We start from the raw sequence: 15,093 nt of genomic DNA, 5'->3' as shown, positions 1-15,093 counted from the left end.
GGGGGGGGGGGGGGGGGCCAGGGTGACGAGGACTGCTGCTGCGGGAACGATCACTCGGCGCATGGAGTACACGATGGCCCAGCTACGTCCCGCGCGGTAGGGCCCCCTGCGACCGAAGGTGGATGCGCCGGTGCCGCGAGGGTCCTAGCGTGGGGGCGTGGGCAGGAAGTTCGGGCTCGATCCGTACAACGCGGTGGTGGTGGCCGTCGCCCAGGTCGTGTTCTCGTACGGCGCGTACTACGGGCAGCCCTTCCGGGAGCCGATCGACGCGGTGGCGGTCGCGCTGCTGCTGGTGGGGCCGGTGGGCGTGCTGCTCCGGCGCAGGTTCCCCGCCGGCGCGACGGCGGCCGGGCTCGTGGCCACCTACGTCTACACCTGGCTCGGCTATCCGTACGGGCCGGTCTACCTCTCGCCGATCATCCTGCTGTTCTCCCTCGTCACCCTGGGGCAGCGGGTCAAGGCGTGGGTGATGGCCGGGGTGACCATCGTGGTCTTCATCACCTACGGCTACATCCGGTCGGGCGAGCCGACGGGGCTCTTCCACGACCTGGCGGTGACCGCGTTCGTCCTGCTCCTCATGGTGGTGGCGGAGCTGACCAGGATCGTCAGGGAGCGGCGCGCCCAGCAGCAGCGGGCGGCCGAGGAAGAGACCAGGCGGCAGGCCAGCGAGGAGCGGCTGACCATGGCGCAGGAGCTGCACGACGTGCTGGCGCACAACATCTCGCTCATCCACGTGCAGGCCGCGACCGCGCTCCACCTCATCGACGACAATCCGCAGCAGGCCCGCACCGCGCTGGCCACCATCAAGACCGCCTCCAAGGAGGTGCTGGGCGAGATGCGCTCGGTGCTGAACGTGCTGCGCGAGGGCGCGCCCCGCTCCCCCACCGCCGGCCTCGACCGCCTGGACGAGCTGATCGAACGCTCCGGACTGGACGTGAAGCTGGAGCGCACCGGCACGCGCCCGCTGCCGCCGCAGGTCGAACGGGCCGCCTACCGGATCGTCCAGGAGTCGCTGACCAACGCCGCCCGCCACGCCCCCGGCTCGGCGGTGACGGTCCGGCTCTCGTACGAACCCTCCGGCCTGGGCATCGAGATCACCGACGACGGCTCCACCACGCCGCCCGTGCTGGCCGGGGAGGGCAGCGGCAACGGCATCCCCGGCATGCGCGAGCGGGCCGCCGCGCTGGGCGGGACGCTGACGGCCGGCCCGTCCGGCCGCGGATTCCGGGTCGCGGCCCGGCTGCCCCTACCCGAGGAGAACCCGTGATCAAGGTGCTGCTCGCCGACGACCAGGCGCTGGTGCGGGCCGGGTTCAAGGCCCTGCTCGACGCCCAGCCGGACATGAGCGTGGTCGCCGAGGCGGCCGACGGCGGGGAGGCGATCCGGCTGGCCCGCGAGCACGGCCCCGACGTGGTGCTCATGGACATCCGCATGCCGGGCATGGACGGCCTCACCGCCACCCGGCAGATGCCCGACGGCCCGCGCATCATCATCCTGACCACGTTCGAGCTGGACGAGTACGTGTTCGAGGCGCTGCGCGGCGGGGCCAGCGGGTTCCTGGTCAAGGACACCGAGCCGGCCGAGCTGATCCAGGCGGTCCGGGTGGTGGCGGCCGGCGAGGCGCTGCTCTCCCCGAGCGTGACCCGCCGCCTGATCGCCGAGTACGCCTCACGCGCCAAGGAGCCGCTGGCCGCCGAGGGCCTGGACCAGCTCACCGACCGGGAACGCGAGGTGCTCACCCTGGTCGGCGGCGGCATGACGAACGACGAGATCGCGGCCAAGCTGTTCATGTCCCCGGCCACGGCGAAGACGCATGTGAGCCGCGCCATGATGAAACTGCACGCCAGGGACCGGGCCCAGTTGGTGGTGATCGCGTACGAGTCGGGGCTGGTGAAGCCGGGCTGGCTGTGAGCGTTCGGCCGTGTGTTTCGGACTTGTCCGGCCTGGACGCGTACGAGAAGCATGCTGACCGCGTGGTTCGCATCCGCGCCGATCGCCAGCACGTAGCGTCGAAGCCGTATCGCTGATCGTCAGGAAGGCGAGACTGAAGGCGCCTCGTTCCGCGCCGCAAACGTACGTCATCCATCCTGGCAGCAGGCTTGGCATGGCGACCGGCAGTGTCCAGCATTCGGCGGCATGAACATCAGTCCGCAGCGCCCGTTCTCCGCATGACCACGGATCCCCTGCCAGGCTTCGTGATGATCAGTCCGCGTTCGCGCAGGATCTCGAATGCCTTACGGATGGTCGTACGGCCGGTACTGAAATATCCCTGGAGTTGAACTTCGGAGAGCACCGTCCGAGGAGGGTACTCGCCGGCCTCGATTCGCTTCTGGATCCAGTCGGCGATCTGCTCGTAGCGGTAGACCTCCGGATTCCAGTCGCCGTCAGTCCACGGTGTGTCAGGCAAATTCACAGGCGAACCCTAAACCGTCATCGACTTCTATACATAGACCAAACTGTACAGGTCGGTCTCGGACTAGGCATGACTAGGCCGGGACAGGTATCGTCGCTGGAGATGGAGCCCGCCTCCGAGGCTCGGACGAGAGGAACAACAGGCAATGGATCTGTACGGCTGTCACCTCGAAGGGGTGTCGTTCAGCCGCGCATGCGGCGGCAACCAGCAGGAGGAGGACATGGAGTCCTGCGTCCTGATCGCGCCGATCCCGGGCGTGGAGGACGCCTACGCGCTCCGTGACTCGAAGAACCCAGACGCCGGGACGCTCCGGTTCACCGGTGAGGAGCTACGCGCCGCCGGCCTGTCCACCCTGTGAAGGTCACCCCGCGAGACGGGCGATCCCTGCCTGATCCAAGCAAGCAGGGATCACCCACCCCCCAAACCCTATCGGGAGAGCCTCACCATGCATTGGCACGCTTACCAGTGGACCGGCCCCGGAGCGGAGCGCGCCAACGAAGCCCACCGCCGCCCCACCTCACCCGAATTCCCCACCTCCACGCTGCCGCCTATGCGCACCGGCGACTGGCTACTCAAACCCGCGCCACGGATGGCGGCCAGCTTCGAGCACGTGGCATCAGCGGTGGCCTGGATGTCCGAGGAGTACGGCAAGGCGCGCACGGCACTGTTGCTACCCGAGTGGATCCCGGTCGAGGAACGTCTGGAGGCCGCCCGCGACCTCTTGCCCAGAGGCGTGGACGTGCAGTGGGGCGAGTGGTTGCACGGCGGTCGATTCGTCACCATCGGCGTGATCTGCTGCCCCAACCGGCACGTCCCCCACCCCTGCCCGGCCCGTAGGCGTGCATCATGATGGCCCGTAGGTCCGCGACGCCACGCGAGGAGTGCGTCGGAATCCATCTGCCGCCCCTTCGAGACGGCCACCTCAAGATCGACTGGTCGGACCCGATGCCGCGCTGCGGCTCGGTCAGGGTCCGCAGTCACACGTGCGCCTGCGCGCCGATCGTGTACGAACTCTGCACGGCGGGCGGCCTGGTCCATATCCGCCGCACGGTGAGGTGGTCCGGTGACAGCAGGATCAGCGAGAGCCCCTGGCTGCAAGCCGGCGACGCGATAAGGCTATGGGATCGCCTGCTGGAAGGTGACGCGCTGTAGCCGCCTGGACAGCCGGCCTGTTCTGCCTGGTAGTCACTGAGACGATGGGCACATACGAGCAGAGAGTCGACAACGTCGTGCGCGTGCTTCAGAATCGTCCGGCCTGGACGCGTACGAAGATTGACAACACCTCCGGCGCCGGCCTTGCGATGCAGAAGCAAGGACACGATGTCGTCATGTCCGAATCAGAGAAAGTACTCGAAAATGGCCGCTGAGGCAGGTAAAACCGCAGGTCAGCGAGAGGTGTAGGTGCTCCCCGCGCACGCGGGGATGGTCTCCCGGACTCAATGCCATCCGAGTGGACTCACGGCTCGGCGCGCGGCTCACGGAGCGTGTCGCGGTCGACGAAGGTGAACAGGCGTTCGCCGAGGGCCAGGGGTTTCGGGTGGCCGGTGAAGCGGTGGGCGCCGACGCCGAAGCCCGCCTCCGGGTCCGACAGCCAGGAGAGCTCGAAACCCCGGTCCCCGAACCAGTCGCAGATCAGCGGCACCACGTCGGGCGCGTCGCGGTGCCGTGTCCAGATGACGGTGCCGCCGGTGGCGCAGAGCTGCGAGCAGGCATCGACGGTGCGCTCGATGTCCTCGTCGGTGATGTTGCCGAAGATCCCGCAGGCGAGTACGAGGTCGGCGGGCGCCATGCCCTGGTAACAGTCGGTGAAAGCAGCGTCGGCGGTCAGCACCTCGACCTGGTCCAGCCCGGCCGCCGCCGCGGCCTGCCGGGCGGCGGCGGCGTTGCGCGGGTCCAGCTCCACCAGGCGCGCTCGTACGTCGGCGCGGCGTGGATGAGCGGCCAGCACGCCGAGGAGGTCGCGGCCCTGACCGGCGCAGAGACTGATCGCCTTCACCGGACCGGGGGCGCAGGCGTCGAGCGCCGCCTCGATCCGCTCCTGGACCACGCGCAGCCGCCGCGCCAGCGGAGAGCCGGAGAGATCGTAGTCGTCGTGCCACGTCTGCCAGTCCATGCCCGCACCTCGCTGTGTGTAGGGGACCGCCATCCTCAGCCGTACGGGACGACGCGCGGAAGCACCATCACCGGCGGACTCCCGTCACGCGGCGGATGGTGCCCAGCTTCCGGCCCACGCGGTGACTCGCCCAGGTGAGAGGCAAGGTGCACCTTCAGACGTGGGCGGTCTCTGGACGTACGCCGAAGCGGACAGATGCCACTTCCGTTTCCCCGACATCCAAGACCCATTCGTAGGTGGAGCCGGGAGCGAGGGGCAACGCAGGGATGTTCAGGGAGAAGGAGAGGTTCATCGGGATGCTGCGAGCGACGCCGTCTTGCGGCCGGACGTTTACGATCCCGAGTTTGCCGTTGAAGATCACCGGCTTGGTCTTTCCGTCGGCCGCGGGGATCTTGACCGGGTCTCTGTTGTCGCCTACCAGTCGGAGACGAAAGTCGAGGTCCTTTTTGACGTCGTCCCAGGGGATCCGCAAGAAGCCTGCCACGGCCGAGGTGGGCACCACTGGACCGGTCAGCGACCATCCGGCCCCAAGCAGGTGGACCTTACCGGTGGTCAGATCCGTGTTACCGGAGTCGGCGAGGACGAGAAATCCTTCCATCACAGTCCGGCTCGCCTTAGATCGATGGTGGCCGTCCCGGAGGTCTGCGGCGTCTCCGCCTCCCATCCGGACACCTGAATCCTGGTCGGCGTGGAGCTTGTCGCGCCGACCTCTCCGGGCATGCTGACCACGTGGTGCACGTCCACACCGATCGCCAGTGCATAGCGCCGGATCGTGGAGAGGTGAGGGTCGCCACCCAGACGTTCGAAATCGGACACGGCCGGCTGACTGCGGCCCATGCGTTCCGCGACGTCTGCTTGCGTCATACCGCGTTGCCGGCGGACGCTCACCAGCGTCTCGATCAGCCGCATGTCTCGATCAATCGCGGCGTTCTCGCGCTGGACTTCGGGATCCTCCAGGTCGATGTCCAGAAGCTCGGCGATGCGCGGGTCCATCACCTACCACCTCCCCGTATCGGCTTCACCTTATATTCTCTCCAGCCAGTCGACCAGACGGTTCCTGGCGAGGTCGATGACTCGGTCCTGAGCTCCCCTGCTTCCCTTCATGTGAAAGGCCAGCGCCAGAAGCACATGCTCGCCCTGCGGTCCATGGGCGAAGTAGAGGCGGTATTCATTGCTCGCATGACTCAAGCGGGCCTCGTACAGCCCGCGGCCGAGACATCCGGTGTCTCGCGGCAGGGCCCGGTTGTACTGGATCCTGCTAAGCAGAGCGCCCAGTTCCTTCTTTGGGGGACCATCACCAAGGACATCCTTGATCTCTTCGCTGACGACAGGGCGGCCATTCGGCGTGCGGTAGAAGTGCCAGACTGCGTCAGGCTTCTCCTGCACTTCGCCACCTCGAAAGGTTCCGACACCAAGCTGAGGTCAAGAATCTACCGCAATCCCACTACGCAACGTGTCGCCGCATTCACAATAGGTACATCCCTCCTTCCTCCTCGCTCGGGGGAGAACGACAAACGGTACACTGAGTGAATAAACTGTCACTGGCCGCGTCCGGCTCGGACCGCTACCTTCCGTGTAGGGACCTTGGGCGGGGAGGACGAGCATGCAGGCGGCGGCCCTGTTCGGCAGTGGGGTCGTGGCCGGGGTGCTGGCGGGGACCGCTTCGTGCACGGCTGTGCAAGGGGGGCTGCTCGTCGGGCTGACCGGGGAGCGTGACCGTACCGTGCTGGGGTGGTTCCTCACCGGACGGCTGCTGTCCTATACGGCGATGGGCGCGCTGCTCGGGCTGGCCGGTTCGGCGGTGAAGCCGCCGCCGCAGGCGCGGGCGGTGCTGCTGGTGGCGGCGGGCCTCATGGTGGTCGCGTTCGCGGTCAGGCTCTACCGCCGCCCCGGGTGCGAGCCGTCCCGGCGCGCGTTCGGCGCCCTCGGCCCGCCGCTGCTGGGCGCCGCCACGATCCTGGTGCCGTGCGGGGTCACGATCGGCATGGAGCTGATAGCGATCTCCAGCGGTTCGCCGCTGTCCGGGGCGGCGGTGATGGCCGGCTTCGTGCTCGGCACCGCGCCCGCGCTGGGCCTGCTGGGCTGGCTGCTGCGGCGCGTCACCCGTACGAGGCTGGTGCAGGCGGCGGCGGTGCTGGCCGCCGCCACGGGGCTGTGGACGATCGGCGCCGGGATCAACCTCGGCGGCTGGCTGCCCGCCACCGCCACCACCACCGCGGGAGACCGGAGCCCCGTGGTGACCATCTGGGCGCTGCGCGACGGCTACCGGCCGGCGGCGGTGCGGGCGCCCGCCGGGGTGCCGGTCGAGGTGGTGTTCAAGCGGGTCGACCGGGGCTGCACCGACACCGTGGTCTTCGCCGGGCGGGACCTGGCGCTGCCCGCGACCGTACGGCTGCCGCCGCAGCCGCCGGGCACCCTCCGCTACGCCTGCGGCATGGGGATGTTCACCGGATTCATCACGTTCTCCGCGGAGTAGGCGGCGGGAGCGGGTAAATGCTGCCGGGCGCGCGGCGATTACCGTTCGCGATCGGGCGATCACATGCCACCCTTTCTGGCATGCTCTGGCAAGGTGATATGACGAGGCCGGCCGTTCCGGCGCCCCGGGTGGGCGACGAGGCCGAGCTCCTGATGGCCGCGCGGGAGGGCGACGCCCGGGCCGCGCACCGGCTCGGCAGGCTCTACGCCCAGCGCGGCGACCGTGGCGCGGCCCGCCACTGGTGGGAGTCCGCGGCCGGGGCCGGCAACGTCGACAGCGCCTACAACCTGGGCCTGTGGCACGAGAAGCACGGCACGCTCGACGAGGCGCTCGGCTGGTACGAGCGGGCGGCCGCGGCGGGCGACCCGGAGGCGGCGGTCAACCTGGCCACGCTGCTGCTGGAGCAGCGCGGCGACCCCGGCAGGGCCAGGTTCTGGTACGAGCGCGCGGCCCGCGACGGCAACCGGTCGGCGGCGCGCAAGCTGGCGCTGATCTGCGAGGACGCCGGTGAGCCCGCGGCGGCGCGCGAGTGGCACCGGCGGGCGGCGGCGGACGGTGACGCCGCGTCGGCCTACGACCTGGGCTTCCTGGCCTACTCGGCGGGCCAGGACGAGGAGACCGTGCGCTGGTGGGAGACGGCCTGCCGGGCGGGCCACGCGGGCGCCGCCTACTGTCTGGGGCTGTTCCTGCGGGCCGGGCGCGATCCCGAAGGCGCCGAGTCCTACTACCGGCTGGCCGCCAAGAGCGAGCATCCGGGCGCGGCGGCGCAGCTGGGCGCCATCGCGCTGGCCCGCCGCGACCTGCGCACCGCCAGGGGCTGGTACGAGCGGGCGGCGTACGCGGGACGGCTGGACAGTCAGCGGATGGCCGGGTTCGTCTGCGTGGAGCTGGGTGACGCCAAGGGGGCCGGCCACTGGTTCGGCAGGGGCGCGGCGGCCGGCGACCCGGAGTCGGCGTTCAACTTCGGGCTGCTGCTGATCGCCGAGTTCGGCGACCTGAAGGGCGGCCGGCACTGGTTCAGGCAGGCGGCGCTGGCGGGGCACCACCGGGCGGCGCTGGAGCTCGCCGGGCTGCTGTCGGCGGCGGGGCGCGACGGCGAGGCCCAGGAGTGGCTGACCGGCCCGCCGCCGCCCGTCTGGGACCGGCCGGCCGAGCCGGAGCTGGCCGCCCGGGCCGAGCTGGCCGCGCTGGCGACCGACCGCAGGGGCGGGGCGGCGCTGGGGGTGGCGGAGCTGACCGAGATCCTCGCCACCTGGGACCTGGTGACCAGGCCGCTGCTCGACCACGGCGAGGTGATCCCGTGGCTGGTGACGCGGAGCGGCCTGCACGCGAGCGCGGTGGAGCACCTGGCGTCGGTGCGCGGCACGCTGCTGCGCCCCGGCAGCGCCCCGTGGCCCAGCCCGGCGGAGGTGGAGCACGTGCTGGCGACGGCGCGCGAGCTGCGCCACCGGCTGGGGCTCTCCGGCGCCGCCCGGGAATGACCCCGGACGGGCGGGAGCGCTCAGGCGGTCAGGACCTCCTCCACCGGCGTGTGGGCCAGGCCGAGCGCCTGGGCGACGGGCTCGTTGGTGAGGGCGCCGTCGTGGGCGTTGAGGCCGCCCGCGAGGCCGGCGTCGCCGCGCAGCGCCTCCTTCCAGCCCTGGTCGGCCAGCTTGACCGCGTACGGGAGCGTCGCGTTGGTGAGCGCGTAGGTGGACGTGTGGGGCACCGAGCCCGGCATGTTGGCCACGCAGTAGAACACCGAGCCGTGCACCTCGTAGGTCGGCTGGGCGTGCGTGGTCGGCCGCGAGTCGGCGAAGCAGCCGCCCTGGTCGATGGCGATGTCGACGAGCACCGAGCCGGGCTTCATGCGGGCGACGAGGTCGTTGGAGACCAGCGTCGGGGCCTTGGCGCCGGGGATGAGCACCGCGCCGATGACCAGGTCGGCGGTGAGCACCTCCCGCTCGATCGCGTACGCGTTCGACACCAGGGTCTTGAGCCGGCCCTGGTAGACGGCGTCGATCTGGCGCAGCCGGTCGACGTTGGTGTCGAGCACGGTGACGTCGGCGCCCATGCCGACGGCGATCTGCGCCGCGTTCAGGCCGGAGACGCCGCCGCCGATGACGACGACCTTGGCGGGGGCGACGCCGGGCACGCCGCCGGGCAGCACGCCGCGCCCGCCGTTGAACCGCATCAGGTTGTAGGCGCCCACCTGCGGCGCCAGCCGGCCCGCGACCTCCGACATCGGCGCGAGCAGCGGCAGCGTCCCGTTGACCTGCACGGTCTCGTACGCGACGGCGGTGGTGCGGGCGGACAGCAGCGCGTCGGTGCAGGCGCGGGAGGCGGCCAGGTGCAGGTAGGTGAACAGGACGAGGCCCTCGCGCAGCCGGTGGTACTCCTCCGCGACCGGCTCCTTCACCTTCAGCACCAGGTCGGCCTCGGCCCACACCTGGTCGGCGTCGTCGCGGATCTTGGCGCCGGCGGCGAGATACTCCTCGTCCGGGATGTGCGAGCCCTCGCCCGCGCCGCGCTGGACGGTGACGTCATGGCCGCGGCTGACCAGCTCGTGCACGCCGGCGGGGGTGACGGCGACGCGGTATTCGTGGTTCTTGACCTCGGCAGGCACGCCGATCTTCATGGGTGGTGCTCCTTGTTCCAGAGAAAAAAATATCCGGTACGGGATCCCGTACCGGATATCTTGTCGTTCAGAGGCGTGCCCACGCTTCCTTCAGCACGCTTCGCAGAATGCCGCCGATCTCCTCGAACTCCTTCGGCCCGGCGATCAGCGGCGGCGCGAGCTGGATGACCGGGTCGCCGCGGTCGTCGGCGCGGCAGTAGAGGCCGGCCTCGAACAGCGCCTGGGACAGGAACCCGCGCAGCAGCCGCTCGGACTCCTCGGCGCTGAACGTCTCCTTGGTGTCGCGGTCCTTGACCAGCTCGATGCCCCAGAAGTAGCCCGAGCCGCGCACGTCGCCGACGATGGGCAGCTCCTTGAGGCTCTCCAGCGTGGCCCGGAACAGCGGCTCGTTCGCGGTGACGTGGCCGAGCAGGTCCTCGCGCTCGAAGATGTCGAGGTTGGCCAGCGCCACGGCGGACGAGACCGGGTGCCCGCCGAAGGTGTAGCCGTGGGCGAACATCTCCTCGCCGTTCTTGAACGGCTCGAACAGCCGGTCGTGCGCGATCATCGCGCCGATCGGCGCGTAGCCGCTGGTCATGCCCTTGGCGCAGGTGATGATGTCCGGCACGTAGTCGAACTTCTCGCCGCCGAACATGGTGCCGAGGCGGCCGAAGGCGCAGATGACCTCGTCGGAGACGAGCAGCACGTCGTACTCGTCGCAGATCTCGCGCAGCCGCTGCCAGTAGCCGGGCGGGGGCGGGAAGCAGCCGCCGGCGTTCTGCACCGGCTCGGCGAAGACGGCGGCCACCGTGTCGGGGCCCTCCATCTCGATGGCGCGGGCGACCCGCTCGGCCGCCCAGAAGCCGTACTCCTCGGGGGTCATGCCGGGGATGCCGGTGATCTCGTCGGCGCGGTAGTGGTTGGTGTTGGGGACCCGCACCGAGCCGGGCACGAGCGGCTCGAACATCTGCTTGAACGCGGGGATGCCGGTGATCGACAGGGCGCCCTGCGGGGTGCCGTGGTAGGCGATCTGACGGCTGATCACCTTGTGCTTGAGCGGCTTGCCGATGAGCTTGTAGTACTGCTTGGCGAGCTTCCAGGCGCTCTCGACGGCCTCGCCGCCGCCGGTGGTGAAGAACACGCGGTTGAGGTCGCCGGGCGCGAGGCTCGCCAGGCGCTGGGCCAGCTCCGCGGCCTTGGGGTGCGCGTACGACCACAGCGGGAAGAACGCCAGCTCCTGCGCCTGCTTGGCGGCGGCCTCGGCCAGCTCGCCGCGTCCGTGACCGACCTGGACGACGAAGAGCCCCGCCAGACCGTCGAGGTAGCGCTTGCCGTGGATGTCGTAGATGTAGGAGCCCTCACCGCGGACGATGGTGGGCACCTCGGACTTCTGGTAGGTGCTGTGCCTGGTGAAGTGCAACCACAGGTTGTCCTGCGCGGCCTTCAGGACGTCGTGTTCAGGCTGCGTCATGTGTATCTATCCCTTGTGTCGAGCTGCACCCCAGTGTGCCGCCTCACCAGCCACTTTGCCAAGGGATTGCGTCGTAACCAAACTGTCAAGACCAGGGATCCGCAGTGCTTTTCTGTAACGACTACGAAATCCGCAACACCTTGACCATCGCCTGTCCCTCGGCGGGACCGTCGCCTGAGGACCGCGGCCGCCTCAGTAGGCTTGGGAGGAACGCCCACCAACCGAGAACGACCCCCGGGGGACCTTCCCGTGACTCCTGACCAGATCGAGAGCGCCGTGGCGGCCGCTATGCCGCAGACCGTCGAGGAGCTCAGGCGCCTGGCCGCCATCCCGTCGGTCGCCTTCCCGGGGCATCCCGAGGAGCCCGTGCACGCCGCCGCGGCCATGGTGGAGGAGCTGCTGCGCAGCACCGGCCTGCCGCGCGTGCAGCGCGTCCCGGTCGAGGGCAGCTTCCCGGCGGTGTACGCCGAGGCGCCCGCGCCGCCCGGCATGCCGACCGTCCTGCTGTACGCGCACTACGACGTGCAGCCCGCGGGCGACCCGGCCGCCTGGCGCACGCCCCCGTTCGAGCCCACGCTCATCGACGGCAAGCTCTACGGCCGCGGCACGGCCGACGACAAGTCCGGCGTCCTGTCGCACGTCGCCGCGCTCCGCGTCTTCCAGGGCCGCTTCCCGGTCGGCGTCAAGGTCATCGTCGAGGGCCAGGAGGAGTACGCGGGCGAGCGGCTGGAGGCGTTCGTCGAGCGCAACCCCGAACTGCTGCGGGCCGACGCGGTCGTGGTGGCCGACACCGGCAACCCGCGCGTCGGCGACCCGGCGGTGACGACCTCGCTGCGCGGCATGGCGGCCTTCACCATGGAGGTGCGCACGCTCAGCGAGCCCGTCCACAGCGGTTCGTTCGGCGGCGCCGCGCCCGACGCGCTGGCGGCGCTGATGCGCATGTGCGCCGCGCTGCACGACGACAACGGCGACGTCCGGGTGCCGGGCCTGCCGCGCGGCTCCTTCCTCGGGCAGGGGCCGACGGAGGAGGAGTTCCGCAAGACCGCGGGCGTGCTCGACGGCGTGTCGCTGGTCGGCTCCGGCTCGCTGGCCGACCGCCTGTGGTCCTCGTACGCGATCACCGTGACCGGGCTGGACGTGCCGTCGGTGTCGGGGGCGATCAACGCCGTGCAGCCCGTCGCGCGGGCCAGGGTGACCGTGCGGGTGCCGCCGGCGGGCGATCCGAAGACCACGGTCGACGCCGTCGCGGAGTTCCTGCGGCAGGTGGCGCCGTGGGGCGTGCGGGTGTCGTTCGGCGACCTCACCGTCGGCTCCGGCTTCCAGGCCGACTCGGGCGGCAAGGCGCGCGCCGCGCTCAACAGGGCGATGGAGCGGGCCTTCGGCCGGCCGCCCCGTGACGTGGGCGCGGGCGGCTCGATCCCGCTGGTCAACACGCTGCTCAAGCAGTTCCCCGCGGCGGAGATCCTGCTGTTCGGCGCGGAGGACGAGGACGCCGCCTGCCATGCGCCCAACGAGCGGGTCGACCTGGAGGAGCTGCGCCGGGTGGCGACCGCCGAGGCGCTCTTCCTGCAGGAGCTGGCGCAGTCGTAGCCCGCGGGCCGGTCGCCCTCGCGCGCGGGGGCGGCCTCCTCGCACGTCAGGCGTGCGCCTCCGGGCGGGGGAAGAGCCCCAGGAAGCGTTCTGCCACGGCCCGGTCGCCGTCGACGCGGAGCGTGTCGGCGGGCACGCCCAGGAACACCACGTCGCGCAGGGCCTCGGGTCCGGCGTGCACGACCGCCTGCGCGCTCTCGCCCTCCGCCGTCCTGGCCAGGGCGAAGCTTCCGTCCGACACCGTCGCCAGGAAGCTCAGTTCGCCGAGCCGCAGCTCGACCCGGCACGCGAAGCCGGCCGCCGCCTCGGGGTCGAACATCGACTTCAGGGCCTGCATGAGGGCGTCGACGCTCAGCGGCCGGGTCGAGGTGAACGGCATCCTGCTGCCCCACCTGGCCAGCGCCAGCACCACCGGCTCCAGCTCACGCCCCCGCTCCGTCAGCTCGTACACCTGGCTCGCGGCGGGCGGCGGCAGCCTGCGGCGGTGCAGGACGCCCGATTCCTCCATCTCGCGCAGCCGCTGGGAGAGCACGTTCTGGCTCGCGCCGGGCAGGCCGTCGCGCAGGTCCGTGAAGCGCTTGGGGCCCAGCAGCAGCTCGCGCACGATCAGCAGCGCCCAGCGCTCCCCGATGTGGTCGAGGGCGCGGGCGACGCCACAGGGGTCGTCGTAGGTCCGCATCGAAAATCCTTGCGAATGAGTACTTCTTGGTCCTAGTTTAGGACCAACCTCAGGACAGGAGCTGCCCCATGAACGCTCTGGACACCCTTCCACAGGGAGACGTCCGGCTGCTCGACCACCCGACCGCCCGCAAACTGCTCGGCTCGAAGGAACTGGCCCGGGTGGCGTACGTCGCCGCCGACGGGACGCCGCGCCTCTACCCCACGCTGTTCCACTGGGACGGCGAGGAGCTCGTCATGGCCACGTTCGCCGGAGCCGCCAAGATCAAAGCGCTGCGGGCCAGGCCGGAGGTCGCCATCACCGTCGACACCACGGCCACCCCGCCCGAGGTGCTGCTCATCCGCGGCCGGGCCGAGGTGACCGACGTCGACGGCATCGTGCCGGAGTACGCGCTCGCCCACCACCGCTACGCGGGACCCGAGCAGGGCGCCAGGAACGTGGCCGAGGCCGACCGGCCGGGCGTCCGCATGGCGCGCATCGCCGTCCGGCCGGCCTGGGTCGGCGTGCTGGACTTCCAGACCCGCCTGCCCGGCCAGATGCCCGCGGGGTCGTGATGGCGACGTTCGCCCTGATCCACGGGGGCGGCGGGACCTCCTGGACGTGGCGCCCGCTGGAGACCTGCCTGCGCGGACGCGGTCACCGGACGGTCGCCGTGGACCTGCCGCTCGACGACCCGGACGCCGGGCTCATCGACCACGCCGACCACGTGGTCGCCGACGTGCTCAAGAACGTCGGGCATCTGGACGGCCTCGTCGTCGTGGGCCACTCGTGGGGCGGGTTCGTCGCGCCCGTCGTCTGCCACCGGACCAGGGCCGAGCTGCTGGTGCTGCTGGCCGGCATGGTGCCGACGCCCGGGGAGGCGCCCGCCGACTGGTGGGAGGCGACCGGGTTCGGCATGGTGGACATCGACGACCCGATCGCCCAGTTCATGCATGACGTGCCGGCCGACCTCGCGGCCGAGGCGCTGCGGCACGGGCGCGACCACGCCGAGAAGGCGCTGGTCGAGCCGTGGCCGCTGGACCGGTGGCCGGACGTGCCGACCCGCTACCTGCTGTGCCGGGACGACCGGTGGTTCCCGCCGGAGTTCGTCCGGCCGATGGTGCGCGAACGGCTGGGCGTCGAGCCGGACGAGATCGGCGGCAGCCACAGCGTCATGCTGTCCCGGCCGGAGGAACTGGCCGACCGGCTCATCGGCTACCTGTGACGGGCAGCTCGTACACCCGGCGGACGCTGCTGCCCAGCCTGCCGACGTCCGCCCCGTACACGTGGATCGACACCCCGGTCTCCGCACTGGTGTTGCGCACCTTGTGGATGTCGCCCGGAGGGGCGAAGCCGCTGACCTCGCCCGGCCGGTTGTCGGCGCGGCCGATCTCCACCAGGCGGTCGCCCTCGTCCCGGTAGAGGGTCTCGTGCTCGTTGCCGCTCAGCACGGCGAACGCGCACCACGAGACATGGTCGTGGATGACGGTCTCCTGGCCGGGACGCCAGATCACGGCCACGATCGAGAACTCGTCCTGCGCGTGCAGCACCCGCGACACGTACGTGTCCGGGGAGCCCAGCCGCTCCTCCTCGGTCAGGATGTCCAGGCCGGGCAGCCGCTCGCGCAGCAGGTCGGCGACCGCGAAGGCGGTCTCCCTGGCGGGCAGGCGGCGGGCGGCCACCGCGCCGACCCTCTCCACCAGTTCGGCCAGGCCCGGCCGCGCGATCGTGACGGTGTCCATGACGCCTCCAGCTCCTTGGGGAAAAGCGGCTGCC

General features: G+C 70.9%; 19 protein-coding genes. 10 read left to right on the top strand and 9 right to left on the bottom strand.

What is annotated here, in order from left to right; translation table 11 throughout:
- Window positions 1-157: 157 nt before the first annotated feature.
- Together OUY22_RS11280 and OUY22_RS11275 are read left to right on the top strand one after the other, a co-directional pair.
- Window positions 158-1,267 carry a sensor histidine kinase gene (locus OUY22_RS11280; RefSeq protein WP_270154812.1) on the top strand — a complete coding sequence of 370 codons (1,110 nt, stop codon included), beginning with the start codon at window positions 158-160 and terminating at the stop codon, window positions 1,265-1,267.
- Window positions 1,264-1,911, top strand: coding sequence for a response regulator (locus OUY22_RS11275; protein WP_270154811.1), 648 nt, complete (start codon window positions 1,264-1,266; stop codon window positions 1,909-1,911). Before OUY22_RS11280 ends, OUY22_RS11275 begins: the two co-directional genes overlap by 4 nt.
- A gap of 232 nt (window positions 1,912-2,143) precedes the next feature.
- Here OUY22_RS11275 and OUY22_RS11270 read toward each other — a convergent pair whose 3' ends face one another.
- Window positions 2,144-2,413, bottom strand: a complete 270-nt coding sequence (locus tag OUY22_RS11270) for a GntR family transcriptional regulator (protein WP_270154810.1) — start codon at window positions 2,411-2,413, stop codon at window positions 2,144-2,146.
- A 145-nt stretch (window positions 2,414-2,558) separates the two neighbouring features.
- Here OUY22_RS11270 and OUY22_RS11265 point away from each other — a divergent pair, with 145 nt between their 5' ends.
- The 3 genes from OUY22_RS11265 (at window position 2,559) to OUY22_RS11255 (ending at window position 3,780) form a co-directional block, all read left to right on the top strand.
- Window positions 2,559-2,771, top strand: coding sequence for a DUF397 domain-containing protein (locus tag OUY22_RS11265; protein ID WP_270154809.1), 213 nt, complete (start codon window positions 2,559-2,561; stop codon window positions 2,769-2,771).
- Window positions 2,772-2,858: 87 nt separating this feature from the next.
- A complete protein-coding gene (locus OUY22_RS11260) occupies window positions 2,859-3,263 on the top strand; it encodes a hypothetical protein (protein ID WP_270154808.1) in 405 nt (134 codons plus the stop codon).
- 346 nt (window positions 3,264-3,609) lie between these two features.
- A complete protein-coding gene (locus OUY22_RS11255; RefSeq protein WP_270154807.1) occupies window positions 3,610-3,780 on the top strand; it encodes a hypothetical protein in 171 nt (56 codons plus the stop codon).
- Between the two features lie 89 nt (window positions 3,781-3,869).
- On the opposite strand, the gene OUY22_RS11250 is transcribed toward OUY22_RS11255, so the two are convergent.
- The 4 genes from OUY22_RS11250 to OUY22_RS11235 all read right to left on the bottom strand — a co-directional run bounded on the left by OUY22_RS11250 (window position 3,870) and on the right by OUY22_RS11235 (window position 5,912).
- Window positions 3,870-4,526: a methyltransferase domain-containing protein gene (locus OUY22_RS11250; protein ID WP_270154806.1), complete on the bottom strand. Its 657-nt coding sequence runs from the start codon at window positions 4,524-4,526 to the stop codon at window positions 3,870-3,872.
- A 154-nt stretch (window positions 4,527-4,680) separates the two neighbouring features.
- The gene (locus OUY22_RS11245; RefSeq protein WP_270154805.1) at window positions 4,681-5,124 is read right to left on the bottom strand and encodes a hypothetical protein; all 444 of its coding nucleotides are present in this window, start codon (window positions 5,122-5,124) and stop codon (window positions 4,681-4,683) included.
- Complete coding sequence (locus OUY22_RS11240) at window positions 5,124-5,519, bottom strand: helix-turn-helix domain-containing protein (protein WP_270154804.1); 396 nt, start codon at window positions 5,517-5,519, stop codon at window positions 5,124-5,126. Before OUY22_RS11240 ends, OUY22_RS11245 begins: the two co-directional genes overlap by 1 nt.
- 30 nt (window positions 5,520-5,549) lie before the next feature.
- Window positions 5,550-5,912 carry a type II toxin-antitoxin system RelE/ParE family toxin gene (locus tag OUY22_RS11235; protein WP_270154802.1) on the bottom strand — a complete coding sequence of 121 codons (363 nt, stop codon included), beginning with the start codon at window positions 5,910-5,912 and terminating at the stop codon, window positions 5,550-5,552.
- A 217-nt stretch (window positions 5,913-6,129) separates the two neighbouring features.
- Between OUY22_RS11235 and OUY22_RS11230 the strand changes: the two genes are divergently transcribed.
- On the top strand, window positions 6,130-7,002 hold the full coding sequence (locus OUY22_RS11230; protein WP_270154801.1) for a sulfite exporter TauE/SafE family protein: 873 nt from the start codon (window positions 6,130-6,132) through the stop codon (window positions 7,000-7,002).
- 98 nt (window positions 7,003-7,100) lie between these two features.
- Window positions 7,101-8,483, top strand: coding sequence for a tetratricopeptide repeat protein (locus tag OUY22_RS11225; RefSeq protein WP_270154799.1), 1,383 nt, complete (start codon window positions 7,101-7,103; stop codon window positions 8,481-8,483).
- A 20-nt stretch (window positions 8,484-8,503) separates the two neighbouring features.
- Here the strand turns inward: OUY22_RS11225 and ald are convergent, their stop codons facing one another.
- Complete coding sequence (ald, locus tag OUY22_RS11220) at window positions 8,504-9,619, bottom strand: alanine dehydrogenase (protein WP_270154798.1); 1,116 nt, start codon at window positions 9,617-9,619, stop codon at window positions 8,504-8,506.
- Between the two features lie 67 nt (window positions 9,620-9,686).
- The gene (locus OUY22_RS11215; RefSeq protein ID WP_270154797.1) at window positions 9,687-11,069 is read right to left on the bottom strand and encodes an aspartate aminotransferase family protein; all 1,383 of its coding nucleotides are present in this window, start codon (window positions 11,067-11,069) and stop codon (window positions 9,687-9,689) included.
- Between the two features lie 249 nt (window positions 11,070-11,318).
- On the opposite strand from OUY22_RS11215, the gene OUY22_RS11210 reads away from it, so the two are divergent.
- Window positions 11,319-12,659, top strand: coding sequence for a dipeptidase (locus OUY22_RS11210; RefSeq protein WP_270154796.1), 1,341 nt, complete (start codon window positions 11,319-11,321; stop codon window positions 12,657-12,659).
- Window positions 12,660-12,705: 46 nt separating this feature from the next.
- Here the strand turns inward: OUY22_RS11210 and OUY22_RS11205 are convergent, their stop codons facing one another.
- Entirely contained in the window at window positions 12,706-13,338 is a 633-nt protein-coding gene (locus tag OUY22_RS11205; protein ID WP_270154795.1) for a winged helix-turn-helix transcriptional regulator, read from the bottom strand.
- A gap of 68 nt (window positions 13,339-13,406) precedes the next feature.
- Here OUY22_RS11205 and OUY22_RS11200 point away from each other — a divergent pair, with 68 nt between their 5' ends.
- Both OUY22_RS11200 and OUY22_RS11195 read left to right on the top strand, forming a co-directional pair.
- Window positions 13,407-13,892, top strand: a complete 486-nt coding sequence (locus OUY22_RS11200) for a pyridoxamine 5'-phosphate oxidase family protein (RefSeq protein WP_270154794.1) — start codon at window positions 13,407-13,409, stop codon at window positions 13,890-13,892.
- Entirely contained in the window at window positions 13,892-14,542 is a 651-nt protein-coding gene (locus tag OUY22_RS11195; protein WP_270154793.1) for an alpha/beta fold hydrolase, read from the top strand. The genes OUY22_RS11200 and OUY22_RS11195 overlap by 1 nt, the downstream gene beginning before the upstream one ends.
- Here OUY22_RS11195 and OUY22_RS11190 read toward each other — a convergent pair.
- Entirely contained in the window at window positions 14,526-15,059 is a 534-nt protein-coding gene (locus OUY22_RS11190; protein WP_270154792.1) for a cysteine dioxygenase family protein, read from the bottom strand. The two genes, OUY22_RS11195 and OUY22_RS11190, sit on opposite strands and share 17 nt — an antisense overlap.
- Between the last annotated feature and the right edge of the window lie 34 nt (window positions 15,060-15,093).

This window comes from Nonomuraea corallina, assembly GCF_027620315.1.
Taxonomy (GTDB): domain Bacteria; phylum Actinomycetota; class Actinomycetes; order Streptosporangiales; family Streptosporangiaceae; genus Nonomuraea; species Nonomuraea corallina.
Note: the sequence above shows the minus strand (reverse complement) of the source record. Positions and strands in the feature narration are given on the sequence as shown.